Genomic DNA, 16,034 nt, shown 5'->3' with positions numbered 1-16,034 from the left:
CCCCTCACTTCGGGGAAAGGAGACAGCGAACACGACGAAAAACGGGGATTCACGATGAGCACGCAGATCGAAGCTCTGTTGCGCAAGAGCGAGGCTGTTCTGAACTGGATCATGCCGGCCTCGAGCTTCGCAATCATCGCATGAGTAAGTTTTCGAACGATAGGAGGATGAGATGATCAGAGATCAAACCATTAGCTCCGCTCGTGCGGAGAAGCACAAAAAGCGCATTACCGGCCGCGCTATCCGAAACGTAATGACAGCCTTGCTGGCGGCGGTCCTGATGCTGCCGTCGCTGGCCGCCTGGGGAATTGAGAGTTCGCCGCAACCGGCCGCAGCGAGGGCCGGCGACATGCTGCCGTTGCCACCCATCCGATATCTCGACTCGATGCTCTGGATGAACTGGAACGCGCCCGCGCCGACGCTGAGGATCGATACGCTCATGTCGCCGAGCGTCACGCCCTGGGGCATACTGCAAGCTCCTCAGGAGCGGACAAAGGCCTCACCGGCCTTCAGCTGACCGATTCCTGTCCTATTGCTGACGCAATGCGGGCAGCCTAGCGCAGTCCGCGTTGCGCAAACTGGCTTTCTTGTGCCTCTGTTGAATTTGCAAACCGCAACAGACTCGGCGTCCCCATCCAGGTGGTTCGCACCGCCTGCGAAATGATGCTGTTCGTCGCTTCCTCATTGAGAGCGAACGCCGGTCGTTTTGCATTGCAGGAATTGCTTGACGATTCAAACATGCCCGCCGAGGACCGGCACCGGCGGATGCAAATGCTCGGGGAGGCTGAAGCCTAGCTCCAGGGTCTCGCCGCATGAGAGCACCCCGAAATTAACTGAGGAAATCGATAATTAACTAAGGGAATCGATCCCAGAATTTTTTTGCCGATGCTCTTGAAATCGAATTCGACCCTTCTAATTCGATTTGTGCCGCCAGTGGCGGTGCCGGGCGCCAACTTTGGGTCCGGCGGACTGAACAGGGCGCCGGACTGGTGTCTTGCGCTCCTTCGTATCCATCTTGCTCTTAGGAGGACTTGGCTATGAGGACTTACGACTTCGCTCCCCTGTGGCGTTCGACCATCGGTTTCGACCGCCTTTTCGATCTCCTCGACGAAACCCAGCACAGGATCGAGGACAACTATCCGCCCTACAATATCGAGCGGCTTGGTGAAGATCGTTACCAGATCTCGCTGGCGCTGGCTGGTTTTCATCTCGACGAGATCGCTGTAACTGCCGAACAGAACGTGCTGACCGTTGAAGGCCGCAAGAGCGACGAGGCCCAGCACGAATATCTCTACCAGGGCATTTCAGCTCGTCCGTTCAAGCGGCAATACAACCTTGCCGATTATGTCCAGGTGAAGTCCGCGACGTTCGACAGCGGCCTGCTTCGGATCGAGCTCGTCCGCGAAATCCCCGAGGCCATGAAGCCCCGGCGCATCGCCATCGACGGTGGCGCCTCTGCCGGGCGAATCACGCAGAAGGCAGCCTAGGCTGCCTGATGCCTGCTCACGTCGCGCAGACAGCAGTCGTCCGCGCGTCGACCAGCTTCATGAAACGAGGAGGATATCATGGGTATTCGTGATCTTGTTCCGTGGACGAAGGCTCAGCAGTTGCCGACCCGCCAGGAGCCTTTCGATCCGTTTCTCACGCTTCACCGTGAGATGAACCGGCTTTTCGACGACGTTTTTCGCGGGTTCGGACTACCCGGTCGTGTTGGCAATCCGTTAATGGAGGGCCAATTCGCCTGGCCTCGGCTCGAACTCAGCGAAACCGACAAGTCGGTCACGGTTTCGGCCGAACTTCCGGGTCTTAGCGAAAAGGACGTTCAGGTCGAGATCGCCAACGGCGTTCTCACGATCCGCGGCGAGAAAAAGGCCGAACGCAGCGATGACTCGAAATTCGTCAGCGAACGCTACTATGGTTCGTTTGAGCGCCAGATTTCGCTGGAGGGCGTCGAGGAAGACAAGGCCCATGCGGATTTCAAGAACGGCGTTCTCACCGTGACGCTTCCGAAGTCCGAGCAATCGGGCCGCAACGTCAAGCGTATCGCGATCAACACCAACTGAAAGCAAGAAGGCGGCGGCGCAAGCCCGCCGCCGCCGACCTCGTCTCACATCAACCCGTCTCTCGACGAAAGGAGCCAGTAGGAGACACAACATGGGCCAGGCCAATCGTACTGCCAACAACGTTGAGCCATTTTTCCATCCGGTATCTCATTACGATTCACCCAACGATGTCCTGCGCGATGCCAAGTTGTCGACCGACGAGAAGCGAGTAATTCTGTCGTCTTGGGCATCGGATATGTATGCCGTCGAATCTCACCCGGCTCTTCGCAAGGTCCCGGGTATCACGCACCGGCTCCGTCTGGACGATATCGTGGCGGCATTGAAGCAACTGGACGAGGATAACGATCCACCGCCACGCGGGGGATTGGCCATGCGGCTGCCTCATTTCAGCAAGCTTGAATGCACCGCTTCCGACGAGCCGCAGCGCAAGTTGGGAAGGCTAGCAGCGACGAGGCGGTATCGGTCGATGCCGACAGCACGCCCAGTAAATCATTCGCGGTGGACTCGCGAGGCAAATGTGCGTGCAAGATCATAGTTTTGGTAGCGCGGTGCGCTACACCGCGCCCACTATCGCGGGAGTCCTGTTTTCTTTCCGAAGGGCAGCCTAACTCGCGATGTGGCCGCTTGATGGCCGGTCAAAATCCGCCATTCGCACGCGATTCATCCCACCAAAAATGCTGCTCGAATACGTCCAAATCCCGGAGGCGCAACTACCGGACGGACATTTAGTCCAGGTCCAGGTTGCGATCTAACCGAGGTTCTTTCGTCGCCTTTCGCGTTCGACAGAGCGCGCGCGGCACGTTCTTCAACACGAAATCTGGCCTCCGGCCCCCAGGTTTCCGAAGTTTGATTGGGCACCCGGCGCCATCCTTCGGTGGCGGCAAAGGAATCAGCAAAGCCGATTTTGTTCCAAGAGCCGAAAGGATTTCTGGCCCGCAACCTGCCCAGGTCCTCAATCGATCAACCATCTCCGCACAGTTCCAACCTCGAGACTCTGAAGCGGCGCGGCCTCCTTCCTAGGCTGCTTTACGCTGTCGACACAAAGCGGCTGCCACCACGCTGAGCGGAGACGACGCCAGATAGTCACCCATCTTGACCGGGCAACGTCTTATAGGAACGAACGACCCGGCATCGCCGTTTCGGACCGATCTCTCCGCTCAGGAAGTCGAGGTTCTCCATGTATCACCACGTCAAGAAGCTGATGTTCACCGTCCGCGTCGACGAGCCAGACCCGCGCTTTGGCAACATGCTCCTCGAGCAATTCGGCGGCGCAAATGGCGAACTCGCAGCGGCCATGCAATACTCCATTCAGGGCCTGAACTGCGAAGATCCGGACCGCAAGGACCTTCTCATGGACATCGGCACGGAGGAACTCAGCCATCTGGAAGTGGTCGGCACGCTGGCTCGCATGCATCTCAAGCCCTCGAAGTTCGATCGCCAGGCCGCCGAGGCCGATCCGCTGATCGCGATCGCCGGGGGCGGCGGAGTGAACCTGTTCAATTCACAAGGTAACGCCTGGACCGCCGATTACCTCAAGATCACTGGCGAACTGGACGTCGATCTGCGCAACAACATCGCCGCCGAGGCGCGCGCCAAGATCGTCTATGAGCGGCTGATCAATTTCACGGACGATGCCGGCACCAAGGACGCTCTCCAGTTTCTGATGACCCGTGAGATCACCCACATGAAGGCGTTCTCGCTGGCGCTCGAAAGCCTGAGCAAGCCGCCCTTCAGTATCGGCCGTATCGCGCCGACGCCAGGTCTCGTCAACCAGTACTTCAACGATTCGACCGGCACGGGCGACCATGGTGAAATCGATACCCGTGGGCCGTGGAACGAGGGCGGCGACTGGGTATTCACGGAATCCCCGGCCATCCAGGCTGGCGAGCCGGGTCCTGCCAGTGCCATCGTCACCGAGAGTTCGCCGCCCGAGGACGAGGCCGGCCTCGGCGACCTCCTGATCGACGAGCTTCGTGACATTCTCCACGCTGAAAAGCAGTTGACGAAGGCACTTCCGAAGATGGCGCAGGCAGCACGCTACGACCAACTGCGCGAGCTATTCGAGCAGCATCTCGCCGAGACCGAAGCCCAGATCGAGCGCATCAACGAGTGCTTCGAGCTTCTCGGCAAGTCGGCCAAGCCCAAACCCTGCAAGGGCATGATGGGCCTGATCGAGGAAGGAGAAGAGATCATGGGCGAAGGCGGAAAGAAGGAAAATGCCGCCGCCGATCTCGCGTTGATCGGCGCCGCGCAACGTGTCGAGCACTATGAGATGGCGGGCTACACCACGGCGCGCAATCTCGCCCAGCAACTTCGCCACAGCGCCATCGTCAGCCTTCTCTCCAAGTCACTGGCAGAGGAGGAGAATGCCGATCAGTTGCTGAACCAGGTGGCGCGGTCGTTGATGTCGGTTGCGAAGATGCCTGCGGCGGTCGAGCCGGTGGAGTAAGCGAGCACGCTTGTTCTTCATAAGGCCACTGCGGCCCGGACTCAGAGTAGCCCGGCCGCAGGGTCGCATACCTGCGAGAAGGAGACCGTGCGATGCTCGAAGGGCTCCGGGTGATGACCCAGCCCGGCGCGATCGTGGCGACCGTGCTCGTGTTGCTGCTGCTGGCGGCGTCGGATGCTGCGATCATCGTTGCGGTGAAGGGCTGGCCCGTATGACCGCACGCCGAGCGGTTGGACTGACATAGGAACCTTTGTAGGAGCCGGCGGTTCGGCACGAGCAACCAAGCTCAACGAGTCGCCATGCCTGCCTGGGTCCGATCCGGCCTTCTCCTCCTTGTCGCGTTGCCGCTCGTTGCCTGTACCGGCTCGCAGTCGGCGCTTGACCCGCAAGCTCTTCAATCGGAGCAAATCCGGCACACGTTCATCATCTTTCTCGGAGTTTCCGGCATCGTTTGGAGCTGCGTTATTGTCGTTCTCGGCGTTGGCCTGTTGCGGCGAACGCGTATCGGACAGGCGCCGCTCGAACTTCGTCTTCCATTCGAGGCGCGAGCGGGCCGCGTCATTCTCGGCCTCGGCGCCACCACCACATTGATCGTGCTCGTCCTGTCTTTCGTGAGCTATGCCGGCCAGCGCTCGCTGTTTGCCAAGGATCCGGACGCCCTGACGCTCAAGATCATCGGCCATCAATGGTGGTGGGAAGTTCGTTACAAGGCGGACAGTCCACACAACAGCTTCACTACGGCAAACGAAATCCGCATCCCCGTGGGCAAGCCGGTCAAAGTGGAGCTCGAATCCGCTGATGTCATCCACAGCTTCTGGGTTCCGAGCCTCACCGGCAAGATGGACCTGATCACCGGGCAAACCAATGAGATTCAGTTTACGGCCAGGAACCCCGGCATCTATCGCGGCCAGTGCGCTGAATTCTGCGGCTTGCAACACGCCCACATGGCGTTCGCGGCGATCGCGTTGCGTCCCGACGAGTTCGAGCGATGGCGCGAGCACGAGAACCAGAGTGCAGTCAATCCGACCGCCCCGCTGGCCAAACAAGGAGAGGAGCTGTTTCGCGGCCGCGGATGCGCGCTGTGTCACACCATTCGCGGCACCCTGGCGGGCGGCCAGTTGGGCCCGGATCTGACCCATATCGGCAGCCGCACGACGATAGCCGCCGGCACGCTGCCGCGGACGCCAGCGGCGCTGGGCGCCTGGATTGCCGATCCACAACACATCAAGCCCGGCAATCTGATGCCGCGGATGCCATTGCAATCTGGAGAGCTGATCGCGATCATTCAGTATCTGGAGCAGCTCAAGTGAGCATGGCCGCCGAGCAAAGAGACGTGCGAGACGACGCCCTCCACGGGTTGCAACTAGCAGCACGACTGGAAAGCATCTGGCGGACGCCACCCGGGCTGACCGGCGCACTAATGTCAGTCGATCACAAGGTCATCGGTCGCCGCTACATCGTGACGGCATTCACGTTCCTGGTTCTCGGCGGACTTCTCGCAATCCTAATGCGCATCCAGTTGTCTGGCGCCGAAAACCGTCTGCTTTCACCGGATCTGTACAATCAGGTCTTCACGATGCACGGCTCGACGATGATGTTCCTGTTCGCCGTGCCTGTCATGGAAGCCTTCGCAGTCTACCTCGTGCCATTGATGGTCGGAACACGCAACATCGCGTTCCCGCGGCTCAACGCCTTCAGTTACTGGATGTTCTTGTTCGGCGGCTGCTTCCTTTGGATCTCCTTCCTGTTCAACGTGGGTCCCGACGTCGGCTGGTTTGCCTATACGCCGCTCTCCAGCCTGCAGTTTAACCCGTCCAAGCGCGCCGACGTCTGGGCCCAAATGATCACCTTCACGGAAGTCGCAGCGCTGGCGGTTGCCGTCGAGATCATCGTCACCGTGTTCAAGCAACGCGCCCCCGGAATGACGCTTGACCGCATCCCGCTCTTTGTCTGGTCGATGTTGGTAACAGCGTTCCTCGTCATGTTCGCGATGCCGTCGATTATGGTCGCATCCACAACGCTCATCCTGGATCGCCTGGTCAGCACCCGTTTCTACGACCCTTCCTCAGGCGGCAACGTGCTGTTGTGGCAGCATCTGTTCTGGTTCTTCGGCCATCCAGAGGTCTACATCATCTTCATTCCGGCAACGGGCATGGTGTCGATGATCCTCGCCACCTTCGCGCGTCGGCCGGTGATCGGTTATCCCGTGATCGTTCTGTCGCTAATCGCGACGGGATTTCTCTCGTTCGGACTTTGGGTGCACCACATGTTCGTGACGGGACTGCCCCACCTTGCGGCCGGCCTTTTCACCGCGTCGAGCATGTTGATCGCCGTGCCGAGCGGCCTGCAGATATTCTGCTGGATCGCGACGTTATGGGACGGCCGTCCGGTGTACCGGACGCCGCTGCTGTTCGTGCTCGGATTTATCGTGATCTTCGTCATTGGCGGCCTGTCCGGCGTGATGGTGGCGTCGGTCCCGATCGACACCCAGGTGCATGACACTTATTTCGTCGTCGCCCACTTCCATTATGTCCTGATCGGGGGCGCCGTGTTTCCGCTCGTCGGAGCGGTCTACTACTGGTTTCCCAAGATCTGCGGCCGGATGTTGAGCGAGCGGCTCGGCCGCTGGAACTTCTGGCTTGCCTTTTTCGGCTTCAACATCGCGTTTTTCCCGATGCACATCCTCGGTCTGATGGGGATGCCCCGGCGGGTCTACACTTACACGCTCGAGATGGGCTGGGAACGGCTGAATTTACTGTCCAGCGTCGGCGCCGTGATGTTCGCGCTCAGCTTTGCGGTTCTACTCGCGAATGCGATCTACAGCCTTCGCAAGGGAACGCCGGCCAACGACAATCCTTGGGATGCATCCACTCTGGAATGGGCGACGGCATCTCCCCCGCCGCCTCAGAATTTCGACCGCATTCCGATCGTCACCCATCGCGAACCGCTATGGGCGGACGGCGACACGTTGCCGGTCGTCGCAGGCCTCAGCGCCGAGCGCCGCGAGGTGTTGTTGACGTCGCTCGCAGAAGCCGAGCCGCAGATCCGCGAGGCCTCACCGGAACCAAGCATTTGGCCGTTGCTCACCGCCATCGCGACGACGATCTTCTTCATCGGCTCGATCTTCACGCCGTGGGCGGTGTTGTGGGGAACGCCCCCGATGGCAATCACCCTGATCGGCTGGTTCTGGCCGACCGGCAGCAAAGAGGACGAGGAATGAAGCAGACCATCGTCCGCAGGGTCGGAGAACTGCCCACCTTTGGCTTCGGCCCGCAAAGCGGACCATGGTGGGGCGCGATGAGTTTCATGGCGCTGGAAGGCATGGGCTTCGCCATCGCGATCGGCGCCTATCTCTATCTCTATGCCGTGAATCCGACTTGGCCGATCGGCGCTTCACCGCCCGATCTCTGGCCAGGGACAGCGGAAACCATCATCTTCCTGCTCAGCATCATCCCCAACCAGTATGCCAATCGGGCCGCGCATCAGCAGGATCGTCACAAGGTGCGCGTCTGGCTCGTGGTCATGTCGCTGATCGGCATCGTGCTGTTGATCCTGCGCGGCTTCGAGTTTGCCCATCTCAACACCCGCTGGGACAACTCCGCCTACGGATCGGTGGTCTGGCTGATCCTCGGCCTGCATACCACGCATCTTGCGACCGACCTGGGCGATACGATCGTGCTCGCCGTCCTGATGTTCACGTCGCACGCCAGGCCGCGCCGCTTCAGTGACGTGACCGACAACGTGTTCTACTGGAACTTTGTCGTGATCGCCTGGCTGCCACTCTATGTGTTGCTCGATTGGGTTCCAAGACTATGACCGCCAACCAAGCCAAGACCAGCTTGCTCTATTGGGCAGGCGTCGCGCTCGGCCCCCTCGCCTGGGCCGCCAATCTGCAGGGTGTCTACGCCATCATCCATCTCGCTTGCGAGAAAGCGAGGTGGAGCGGCATTGCCCTAAGCATTCTTCTGGTGCTCACATCGCTCGCCGGCACGGTGATCTCCGGATACGCGACTCGCCGCCATGCCGGGACTGAATGGACCGATATCGCAGGCGGCGGTCCGAGAACATTCATGGCCTGGCTAGGGGTTGGCACAGGTGTCCTGTTTGCGCTTGTCATCGCCGATCAGCTTCTTGCCGCGCTCATGATCAGCCCATGCTTGCGTTGAGTCTCCTGTTGCTTCCCGCGCTGCTGCCGTCGTCCGCTTCGGCACACGGGCTGGCAAACGTGTCCGACCCAACGGCGCTGTGGAGTTACGATCCTTGGCTGCTCGGCCCGCTCTATCTGCTGGGCATCGCATTCTACGTCGGAACGCAGCGGCTTTGGCGGAGCGCCGGCGGCGGGCGCGGCGTCACGTACCGGCGCGTGGCGGCATTTTGGGCCGGATGGCTGGTCGTGGCGCTTGCCCTGACCTCTCCGCTTCACTGGCTCGGCGAGCGCCTGTTCACGGCGCACATGATCGAGCATGAGCTATTGATGCTGGTTGCAGCTCCGCTGATCGCCTATGCGCGGACCAACGGTCCGCTGCTGTGGAGCTTGCCGCCGTCTTGTCGGCCGGCAGGCCGTCTCGCGAGTACAGCTCCGCTGGCGACATTGTGGACCTTCCTCAGTCATCCGGTCAGCGCAACCGCTCTGCACGGACTGGCTCTATGGATTTGGCACGCGCCACCGCTGTATGCCCTGGCGCTTGAGAATATTGCGATCCATCGCCTCCAGCACCTCAGCTTCTTCGCCACGGCGCTACTGTTCTGGTGGGTGTTGCTCTACGGGCGCGGGAAAGGACGCAGCGAGCGGATGCGGGACGGCATCGGCATCGCCTGTCTCTTCGTAACGGTTCTGCATTCCGGCGTGCTGGGTGCCCTGCTGACGCTGTCGACGCGTGTCTGGGTGCCGAGCCAGGGCGCACTCGCCGGCGACTTCGGTTTATCGCCGCTGGAGGATCAGCAACTCGCCGGAATTTTGATGTGGGTCCCGATGGGTATTCTCTATACCGGCGCCGCCCTGTTCTTTGCCTATCGCTGGCTAACCGCGTTCGAGCCGGCAAACGGCTCCGGCACACTCCGCGATGCGCGCCCGACCGGTTAGGAACCGGCAGTTTGATTCGAACGTTCGCGGTTGGTGATCCCTACAGCTCCTTCTCCCGCGGAGGATACGTGAACAAGTTCTCGACAGGGGCATCAGCCCTCTCAATCGCCGGACTCCTGCTTGCGACGCAGTCCGCTGCACAAGACCCATCGCAAGGCGCCGGCGCATCCTGCCCTGTCGACCACGACCATCTTGCCGATATCCTGAAGAAAAGCGTCAAGCCGTCGGGCGGGCCGAGCAATGGCGGGCTCGACAACCATGAATGGGCCGCCGTGGTCAACCGGCAGGGTGTCGTCTGCGCCGTCGCATTCAGCGGCAACAAGGCCGACGATCAATGGCCCGGCAGCCGCGCCGGGCCGACGATCAATGGCCCGGCAGCCGCGCCATCGCCGCCGAGAAGGCCAACACCGCCAACGCATTCAGCTTGAAGGACAAGGCGATGGCGACCGCGAATCTCTACACCGGTGCGCAACCCGGGGGCTTTCTGTTCGGTGCAGCGTTGAGCAGCCCACCCATTCCGGATGCGATCTACGCGGGCAAGAGCGAGGATTTCGGGACACAGCATGATCCGATGGTCGGCAAGCAAGTGGGTGGCGTGATCGTCTTCGGTGGCGGGGTGGCGCTCTATGACGGCAACGGCATCGGCGGCGCGCTTGGCGTCAGCGGCGACAGCTCGTGCGCGGACCACAATGTCGCCTGGCGCGTCCGCCATCTGCTCGGCCTCGACCACGTGCCCGCTGGTGTCAGTCCGAACATGAAGGATGCGATCATCTACGATATCGGTCCGGACGGAAAAAGCCCCTCGGGCTTTGGCCATCCGAAGTGCAACGGCAAGGAAGACCAGATCGCCGTCGATCTTGGGGCGGGCGTATCAGGAAATGTAGTGCGCTAAGCGGACAGACCGGCCTTTTTGGAACCAAGCCAAAGCGCAACGTTTGTACGTCGGTGACCGGGCATGCGACGCGGGCGCCGGCCTCCATTGCCGTGGAGATCTTCATCTATGTTAAACCGGAACTACCGGCGCGTCTTCGCAACGGTGAGCATTGTTTGCGCCGCCTGGACCTCATCCTCTTTCGCGCAGAGCGACCTACAGACTCGGATGAAGGACCCCGGACAATGGCCGATGGCGGCACGCGACTACGCCAACACGCGCTATAGCGATCTCGATCAGATCAATGCGGGCAACGCATCGCGCCTGCAACTCGCCTGGACCTTCTCGATCGGCGCCGACCGCGGCCAGGAGGCAGCTCCGCTTGTGATCGACAACACCATGTATGTGGTCGGTCCCTACGCCGGCCCCTACCCCAATCGCGTCTTCGCGCTGGATGCGACCACCGGCGAGCTGAAGTGGTCGTATGCCCCGAAGCCTGAGCCGGCAGCGGCCGGCGTCGCCTGTTGCGACGTGGTCAACCGCGGCCTCGCCTACGACAACGGCAAGATCTTCCTCAACACGCTCGACAACCACACCGTCGCCATCGATGCCAAGACCGGCAAGGAGCTTTGGCATACGAAGCTCGGCGAAATCAACAAGGGCGAGACCATCACCATGGCGCCGATCGTGGTCAAAGGGAAGATTCTGGTCGGCAATAGCGGCGGCGAAATGGGGGTGCGCGGCTGGCTCACTGCGCTCGACGAGAGCACAGGCGCGATCTTCTGGCGTGCCTACTCTACCGGTCCGGACAAGGACGTGCTGATCGGCGACGACTTCAAACCGTTCTACGACAATCTCAGGGGCAAGGACCTCGGCGTGAAGAGCTGGCCGGCGGACCGTTGGCAGGTCGGGGGCGGCACCGTGTGGGGCTGGATCTCCTACGACCCCGAACTCAACCTCGTCTACTACGGAACCGCCAACCCGAGCCCCTGGAACGCCAACCAGCGCAGCGGCGATAATCTTTGGAGCACGTCGATCTTCGCGCGCGACGCGGATACCGGACGGGCCAAGTGGGCGTATCAACTCAATCCCCATGACTTATTCGACCATGACGAGATCAATGAGAACGTCCTGGTCGACCTCGATCTCAACGGACAAGCGCGCAAGGTGCTGATCCACCCCGGCCGCAACGGCTACATGTATGTCATGGACCGCAGCACGGGTGAGGTGATTTCCGCCGACGCCTATGAATTCATCAATTCCTACAAGGGAGTCGACCTGAAGTCGGGGAAGATCATTCCGAACGAGGACAAGACACCGCTGCTCGGCAAGACCATCGAGAATATTTGCCCGGCGGCTCCTGGCGCCAAGGATTGGCAACCCTCTGCTTGGTCGCCGCGAACCAAGCTGCTCTACGTCCCACATCAGCATCTCTGCATGAACTTCAAGGCGTCGCAGGTCGGCTATATCGCTGGCACGCCCTATGTTGGCGCCGACGTCGACATGTATGCCGGGCCCGGTGGCTATCGCGGGGAGTTCATGGCTTGGGACCCCATAGCAAGGAAGAAAGTCTGGGAGATCCACGAGCGTCTCCCGGTGTGGAGTGGCGCACTCGTCACCGCCGGGGATGTCGCGTTCTACGGCACCATGGACCGTCTCTTCAAAGCGGTCGATGCGAAAGACGGTCATCCGCTCTGGCAGTTCCGCGCCGGCTCCGGCTTCATCGGCCAGCCGATCTCATACCGCGGCTCCGACGGACAGCAATATATTGCGATACTGTCCGGTGTCGGCGGCTGGCCCGGGGTCGTCGCGAACGCCGAGGTTGATCCCAGAGTTCGGAACGGCGCGCTGGGCTTCGCAGGGGCGACGCAGGACTTGCCGTTCTACACCGCCGGCGGCAGCGAATTGCTAGTCTTCAAGCTCGGAGGCGCAAATGGTCAGGACAATAATCATGCGCCGGCTCGTTGAGTGTGTCTGTGTTGTCCTGCCCCTCACGCTCGGCGCCGCCGCCGCGGCGCCGAGCAACGAGTTCCGCGTCTGTGCCGACCCGAACAACATGCCGTTCTCAAACCGCGCGGAACAGGGGTTCGAGAACAGGCTCGCCGCCATGATCGCCAAGCAATTCGGGATGCAGCTCTCCTACACCTGGTGGGCGCAGCGCCGCGGCTTCATCCGCAACACGCTCAAAGCCGGGAAATGCGACGTCGTGATGGGCGTTCCGGACCATTTCGAAATGGCGGAAACGACGAAGCCCTATTACCGCTCGACTTACGTCTTCGTGACGCGGCAGGACCGCCATCTCGACCTTTCTTCGTTGCTCGATCCGAGGCTGCACCAGTTGAGGATCGGGGTCCACCTCATCGGCGATGACGGAAACAATTCGCCTCCAGCGGAGGCGCTGGGTGAACAAGGCATCGTCGACAATGTGCGCGGCTACTCGATCTATGGCGACTATCGGGAGGCCGATCCACCGGCGCGTCTGATCGAAGCGGTCGAAAGCGGCGAGATCGATGTCGCCGCAGCGTGGGGGCCGCTCGGCGGCTACTTCGCCGGGCAATCTCCTGTCGGGCTCGTGGTTATCCCGATCCAGGACGGTGAACGATTTGCGCCGCAGCAGTTCCAGTTTTCGATTTCGATGGGCGTGCGCAAAGACGATCATGGCCTGCGAGATCGTCTCAACAATTTCATCGACGGGCATCGATCGGAGATCGCCTCGCTGCTGCGCAGCTACGGCGTCCCCCTGGTCGAGACGCAAACCTCCTCTGGAGGCGGTTAGCTGATGCGGATGATCCTCACAGTCGGCGCATTCTTGCTGGCCGGCAGCCACGCCGTGATCGGCCAGCAAAGCCTGCCACAATCACAGGAAGCGCAAACACCCACGGTCTCTCCTCGCCCGGATTTCGGACAGAGCGTGGGCAACGGCCGTCCTGGCGTCTTCATGCGGGTTCCCCTCAGCCCTCTGGTCCCGGGTGCCCAACCCGACAACCCGTCGATCAAGAATCCCGTGCAGGGCGATCCGCAGGCAGAGCAGCGCGGCATGACCTATTTTGTCAACTTCAACTGCGTTGGCTGTCATGCCGCGAATGGCGGCGGTGGCATGGGCCCGTCCTTGAGCAACAACATCTTCACCTACGGCTCGCAACCGGAGAACATCTATCTCTCCATCTACCAGGGACGACCGAACGGCATGCCGGCCTGGGGTGCCGTGCTCCCGGATACGGTGATCTGGGATCTCGTCACCTACATCGGCAAGATCAGCAACGAGCCAAACCGCCAATGGGGACGCACATTCTCCGCGGAGCCGCTGTCACCCGAGATCGAGCAGGTTCCGACCGAACAGATCTTGACCAGTGATCCCTGGTCGAGCACCAAGAAATTCGGTCTGGGTCAGAAGCCGTGAGCGGACGATCGGAGCACCCAATGGCCAGCTACGCGCTATTGGCGCCTCGTTTACTCCTTTTGCTAGGTCTTGGCGCCACCTTCGCGTGCGGCATTCACTCCGCATTCGGTGTCGAGAACTTCAACGGCAATTCTCGCCGGGGCGCCGACTTGGTGAAGCGGTACGGGTGCGGGGGCTGTCACGAGATTCCCGGCATTGCCAACGCGGACGGCAATGTCGGCCCCTCCTTGCGACGGATTGCGACGCGGACCTACATTGCGGGCTTTATCCAGAACTCGCCGGACAACATGACGTTCTGGATCGAGGATCCGCAAAAGCTCTTGCCAGGCAACGCCATGCCAAGCTCAGGTATTTCACAGGACGATGCGCGCGACATCACCGCATTCCTGTATACGCTGAAATGAGTCAGGCCGCCTCGTCAGTTTGATTCTAAATAAACGGCTTCCCGCCAGTCACCGCCACCGTCGTTCCCGACGTGTAACTCGAGAGCGGATCGGCGAGCATGACGTACGCGGTGGCAAGTTCAGCAGGCTGCCCCGCCCGCTTCATCGGCACTTGCTGCCCGAACGTCTTGACCGCCTCTTCCGGCATCGTCGATGGGATGAGCGGAGTCCAGATCGGGCCCGGCGCGACGGCATTGACCCGAATTCCTTTCTCAGCAAGCATCTGCGCGAGCCCCCCGGTGAAGTTCTGGATTGCCCCCTTGGTCGTGGCATAGGCCAGCAGGATGGGATTTGGCATATCGGAATTCACCGAGGCCGTGTTGATGATCGCGCTGCCGGGCTTCATGTGGGGTACAGCGGCTTTGCTCAGATAGAACATGGCGTGGATATTGGTCTCAAACGTGAGTTGCCATTCCTCATCGCTGATGTCGCCGATATCCTTGAAGGTTGCCTGGTGCGCGGCATTGTTCACGAGGATATCGACGCCGCCGAGTTCATCGACGGCTCGACGAACGATCTTGCGGCAATGCTCGGGGTCACGAATGTCACCCGGGATCAGAACCGCCTTGCGCCCCTCGCGTTCGACCAGGGCCTTGACCTCGGAGGCGTCCTCATCCTCGCTGAGATAGGCAAGGACCAGATCCGCGCCCTCACGCGCGTATGCGATCGCAACTGCGCGTCCAATCCCGCTGTCCCCGCCGGTAATGATCGCCCTCTTCCCTGCGAGTCGTCCGGCTCCCCGGTAGCTCTCCTCCCCGTGGTCGGGCCTCGGATTCATCTCACGGGTTGAGCCCGGCATCGATTGCTTTTGAACAGGATAGGGTGGTTTGGGAAAGTCGGTCATGGGAAGCTCCAAAAGTCAGACTAAGCAACAGATTGCTGCCGCAAGACGTTCCTCGCTCATTCAGCTGCAGGCACTGCAATTGGTGACCAAAAGCGAATGGGAAACCGCGCGTATTGGAACCGGCGCGCGGAGCAACGACCCTAACTCAAGCGAAAGTCCCCATGATCGCCGCGCGCATGCCTCAGGTTGTAGTCGGGGGACGCGCGGAAGCCGCGTTTCTCAACGTCGATCGATCCATGCCCCTAGCAACGGCAACGAAAGGCGGAACCACGGCTGTAACCGTAGCCTGTTCCTGCCGCCGAATGTGCCTCGTCGCCAAGGCAATCTCTACGTGAACGAAGGAACGTCCGCTGCTTGCCTTCGTTGCAATTTGCCAACAATGGAGACACCCGATGAAGAAGCTATTGATTGCAGTGGCGGCGACCCTGATGTGCGGATCGGCTTTCGCCCAGGCCACCGGTCCGCAGCCACAGACCGACACCATGCAGAAGCCGGGCACCAACAGAATGGAGCGAGACTCCATGCGCCCGGACAGAGGCTCGGTTCACACCGGCACCACCGGCATGTCGCGGAGGGGGATGCAGCCCGACGCTTCCGGTCAGGGTGGTTCCGGTCCGGGCAGCGATCAGGGAGGAACCAGGGTGCCGCCGAAAAGCGGGCGATAGCCAGCAGCATAATGCGGACCCTGTGTAAGGCACGGGGTCCCTTCTCCTGTGGCCGCAGCGCGACGCGAACACATCCAGGCAGTCCGGTCGGCAAGCTGCCTCATCTACTCCGCACAAGTAAAAGCGCTGCGGCGATCCAAAAGGGGAGAAAGTCCAAGTAACATGGCAACCAGAAGCGGAGGTCCAGAAGAACTCGCCGTCTCGCCACATCGCGCC

Annotated in this window: 18 protein-coding genes; 17 read left to right on the top strand and 1 reads right to left on the bottom strand. The window is 61.1% G+C overall.

The annotated features are described in order from the left end of the window. Positions 1 to 172 precede the first annotated feature (172 nt). The 16 genes from J6500_RS25655 to J6500_RS25585 all read left to right on the top strand — a co-directional run bounded on the left by J6500_RS25655 (position 173) and on the right by J6500_RS25585 (position 14,270). Positions 173 to 517 (top strand): hypothetical protein, encoded by a 345-nt coding sequence (locus J6500_RS25655; RefSeq protein ID WP_225715477.1) that lies wholly within the window; start codon positions 173 to 175, stop codon positions 515 to 517. A 520-nt stretch (positions 518 to 1,037) separates the two neighbouring features. Then, positions 1,038 to 1,487: an Hsp20 family protein gene (locus tag J6500_RS25650; protein ID WP_225715476.1), complete on the top strand. Its 450-nt coding sequence runs from the start codon at positions 1,038 to 1,040 to the stop codon at positions 1,485 to 1,487. Between the two features lie 78 nt (positions 1,488 to 1,565). After that, complete coding sequence (locus tag J6500_RS25645) at positions 1,566 to 2,063, top strand: Hsp20/alpha crystallin family protein (RefSeq protein WP_225715475.1); 498 nt, start codon at positions 1,566 to 1,568, stop codon at positions 2,061 to 2,063. A 91-nt stretch (positions 2,064 to 2,154) separates the two neighbouring features. Then, complete coding sequence (locus tag J6500_RS25640; RefSeq protein WP_225715474.1) at positions 2,155 to 2,598, top strand: hypothetical protein; 444 nt, start codon at positions 2,155 to 2,157, stop codon at positions 2,596 to 2,598. Positions 2,599 to 3,240: 642 nt separating this feature from the next. Continuing rightward, positions 3,241 to 4,512: a DUF892 family protein gene (locus tag J6500_RS25635; protein ID WP_225715473.1), complete on the top strand. Its 1,272-nt coding sequence runs from the start codon at positions 3,241 to 3,243 to the stop codon at positions 4,510 to 4,512. 92 nt (positions 4,513 to 4,604) lie between these two features. Continuing rightward, on the top strand, positions 4,605 to 4,727 hold the full coding sequence (locus J6500_RS32020) for a hypothetical protein (RefSeq protein WP_283842946.1): 123 nt from the start codon (positions 4,605 to 4,607) through the stop codon (positions 4,725 to 4,727). A gap of 84 nt (positions 4,728 to 4,811) precedes the next feature. Then, entirely contained in the window at positions 4,812 to 5,822 is a 1,011-nt protein-coding gene (gene coxB, locus J6500_RS25630; RefSeq protein ID WP_225715472.1) for a cytochrome c oxidase subunit II, read from the top strand. Between the two features lie 2 nt (positions 5,823 to 5,824). After that, the gene (ctaD, locus tag J6500_RS25625) at positions 5,825 to 7,732 is read left to right on the top strand and encodes a cytochrome c oxidase subunit I (RefSeq protein WP_225715499.1); all 1,908 of its coding nucleotides are present in this window, start codon (positions 5,825 to 5,827) and stop codon (positions 7,730 to 7,732) included. Continuing rightward, positions 7,729 to 8,328: a cytochrome c oxidase subunit 3 gene (locus tag J6500_RS25620; RefSeq protein ID WP_225715471.1), complete on the top strand. Its 600-nt coding sequence runs from the start codon at positions 7,729 to 7,731 to the stop codon at positions 8,326 to 8,328. Before ctaD ends, J6500_RS25620 begins: the two co-directional genes overlap by 4 nt. Then, positions 8,325 to 8,678: a hypothetical protein gene (locus tag J6500_RS25615; protein WP_225715470.1), complete on the top strand. Its 354-nt coding sequence runs from the start codon at positions 8,325 to 8,327 to the stop codon at positions 8,676 to 8,678. Before J6500_RS25620 ends, J6500_RS25615 begins: the two co-directional genes overlap by 4 nt. Beyond that, positions 8,666 to 9,595 carry a cytochrome c oxidase assembly protein gene (locus J6500_RS25610; RefSeq protein WP_225715469.1) on the top strand — a complete coding sequence of 310 codons (930 nt, stop codon included), beginning with the start codon at positions 8,666 to 8,668 and terminating at the stop codon, positions 9,593 to 9,595. The genes J6500_RS25615 and J6500_RS25610 overlap by 13 nt, the downstream gene beginning before the upstream one ends. Before the next feature lie 262 nt (positions 9,596 to 9,857). Continuing rightward, positions 9,858 to 10,487 (top strand): heme-binding protein, encoded by a 630-nt coding sequence (locus J6500_RS25605; RefSeq protein WP_312018238.1) that lies wholly within the window; start codon positions 9,858 to 9,860, stop codon positions 10,485 to 10,487. Between the two features lie 108 nt (positions 10,488 to 10,595). Next, positions 10,596 to 12,434, top strand: coding sequence for a methanol/ethanol family PQQ-dependent dehydrogenase (locus J6500_RS25600; RefSeq protein WP_225715468.1), 1,839 nt, complete (start codon positions 10,596 to 10,598; stop codon positions 12,432 to 12,434). Then, on the top strand, positions 12,418 to 13,242 hold the full coding sequence (locus J6500_RS25595) for a substrate-binding domain-containing protein (protein ID WP_225715467.1): 825 nt from the start codon (positions 12,418 to 12,420) through the stop codon (positions 13,240 to 13,242). Before J6500_RS25600 ends, J6500_RS25595 begins: the two co-directional genes overlap by 17 nt. A 3-nt stretch (positions 13,243 to 13,245) precedes the next feature. Next, positions 13,246 to 13,866 (top strand): c-type cytochrome, encoded by a 621-nt coding sequence (locus J6500_RS25590; protein WP_225715466.1) that lies wholly within the window; start codon positions 13,246 to 13,248, stop codon positions 13,864 to 13,866. Between the two features lie 20 nt (positions 13,867 to 13,886). Further along, entirely contained in the window at positions 13,887 to 14,270 is a 384-nt protein-coding gene (locus J6500_RS25585) for a c-type cytochrome (RefSeq protein WP_225715465.1), read from the top strand. A gap of 25 nt (positions 14,271 to 14,295) precedes the next feature. On the opposite strand, the gene J6500_RS25580 is transcribed toward J6500_RS25585, so the two are convergent. Next, positions 14,296 to 15,153, bottom strand: coding sequence for an SDR family oxidoreductase (locus tag J6500_RS25580; RefSeq protein ID WP_225715464.1), 858 nt, complete (start codon positions 15,151 to 15,153; stop codon positions 14,296 to 14,298). Between the two features lie 392 nt (positions 15,154 to 15,545). Between J6500_RS25580 and J6500_RS25575 the strand changes: the two genes are divergently transcribed. Further along, complete coding sequence (locus tag J6500_RS25575) at positions 15,546 to 15,818, top strand: hypothetical protein (RefSeq protein WP_225715463.1); 273 nt, start codon at positions 15,546 to 15,548, stop codon at positions 15,816 to 15,818. Positions 15,819 to 16,034 lie beyond the last annotated feature (216 nt).

It is taken from the genome of Bradyrhizobium semiaridum (genome assembly GCF_020329505.1).
Taxonomy (GTDB): domain Bacteria; phylum Pseudomonadota; class Alphaproteobacteria; order Rhizobiales; family Xanthobacteraceae; genus Bradyrhizobium; species Bradyrhizobium semiaridum.
This window is presented reverse-complemented; position numbering and strand designations above follow the sequence as displayed.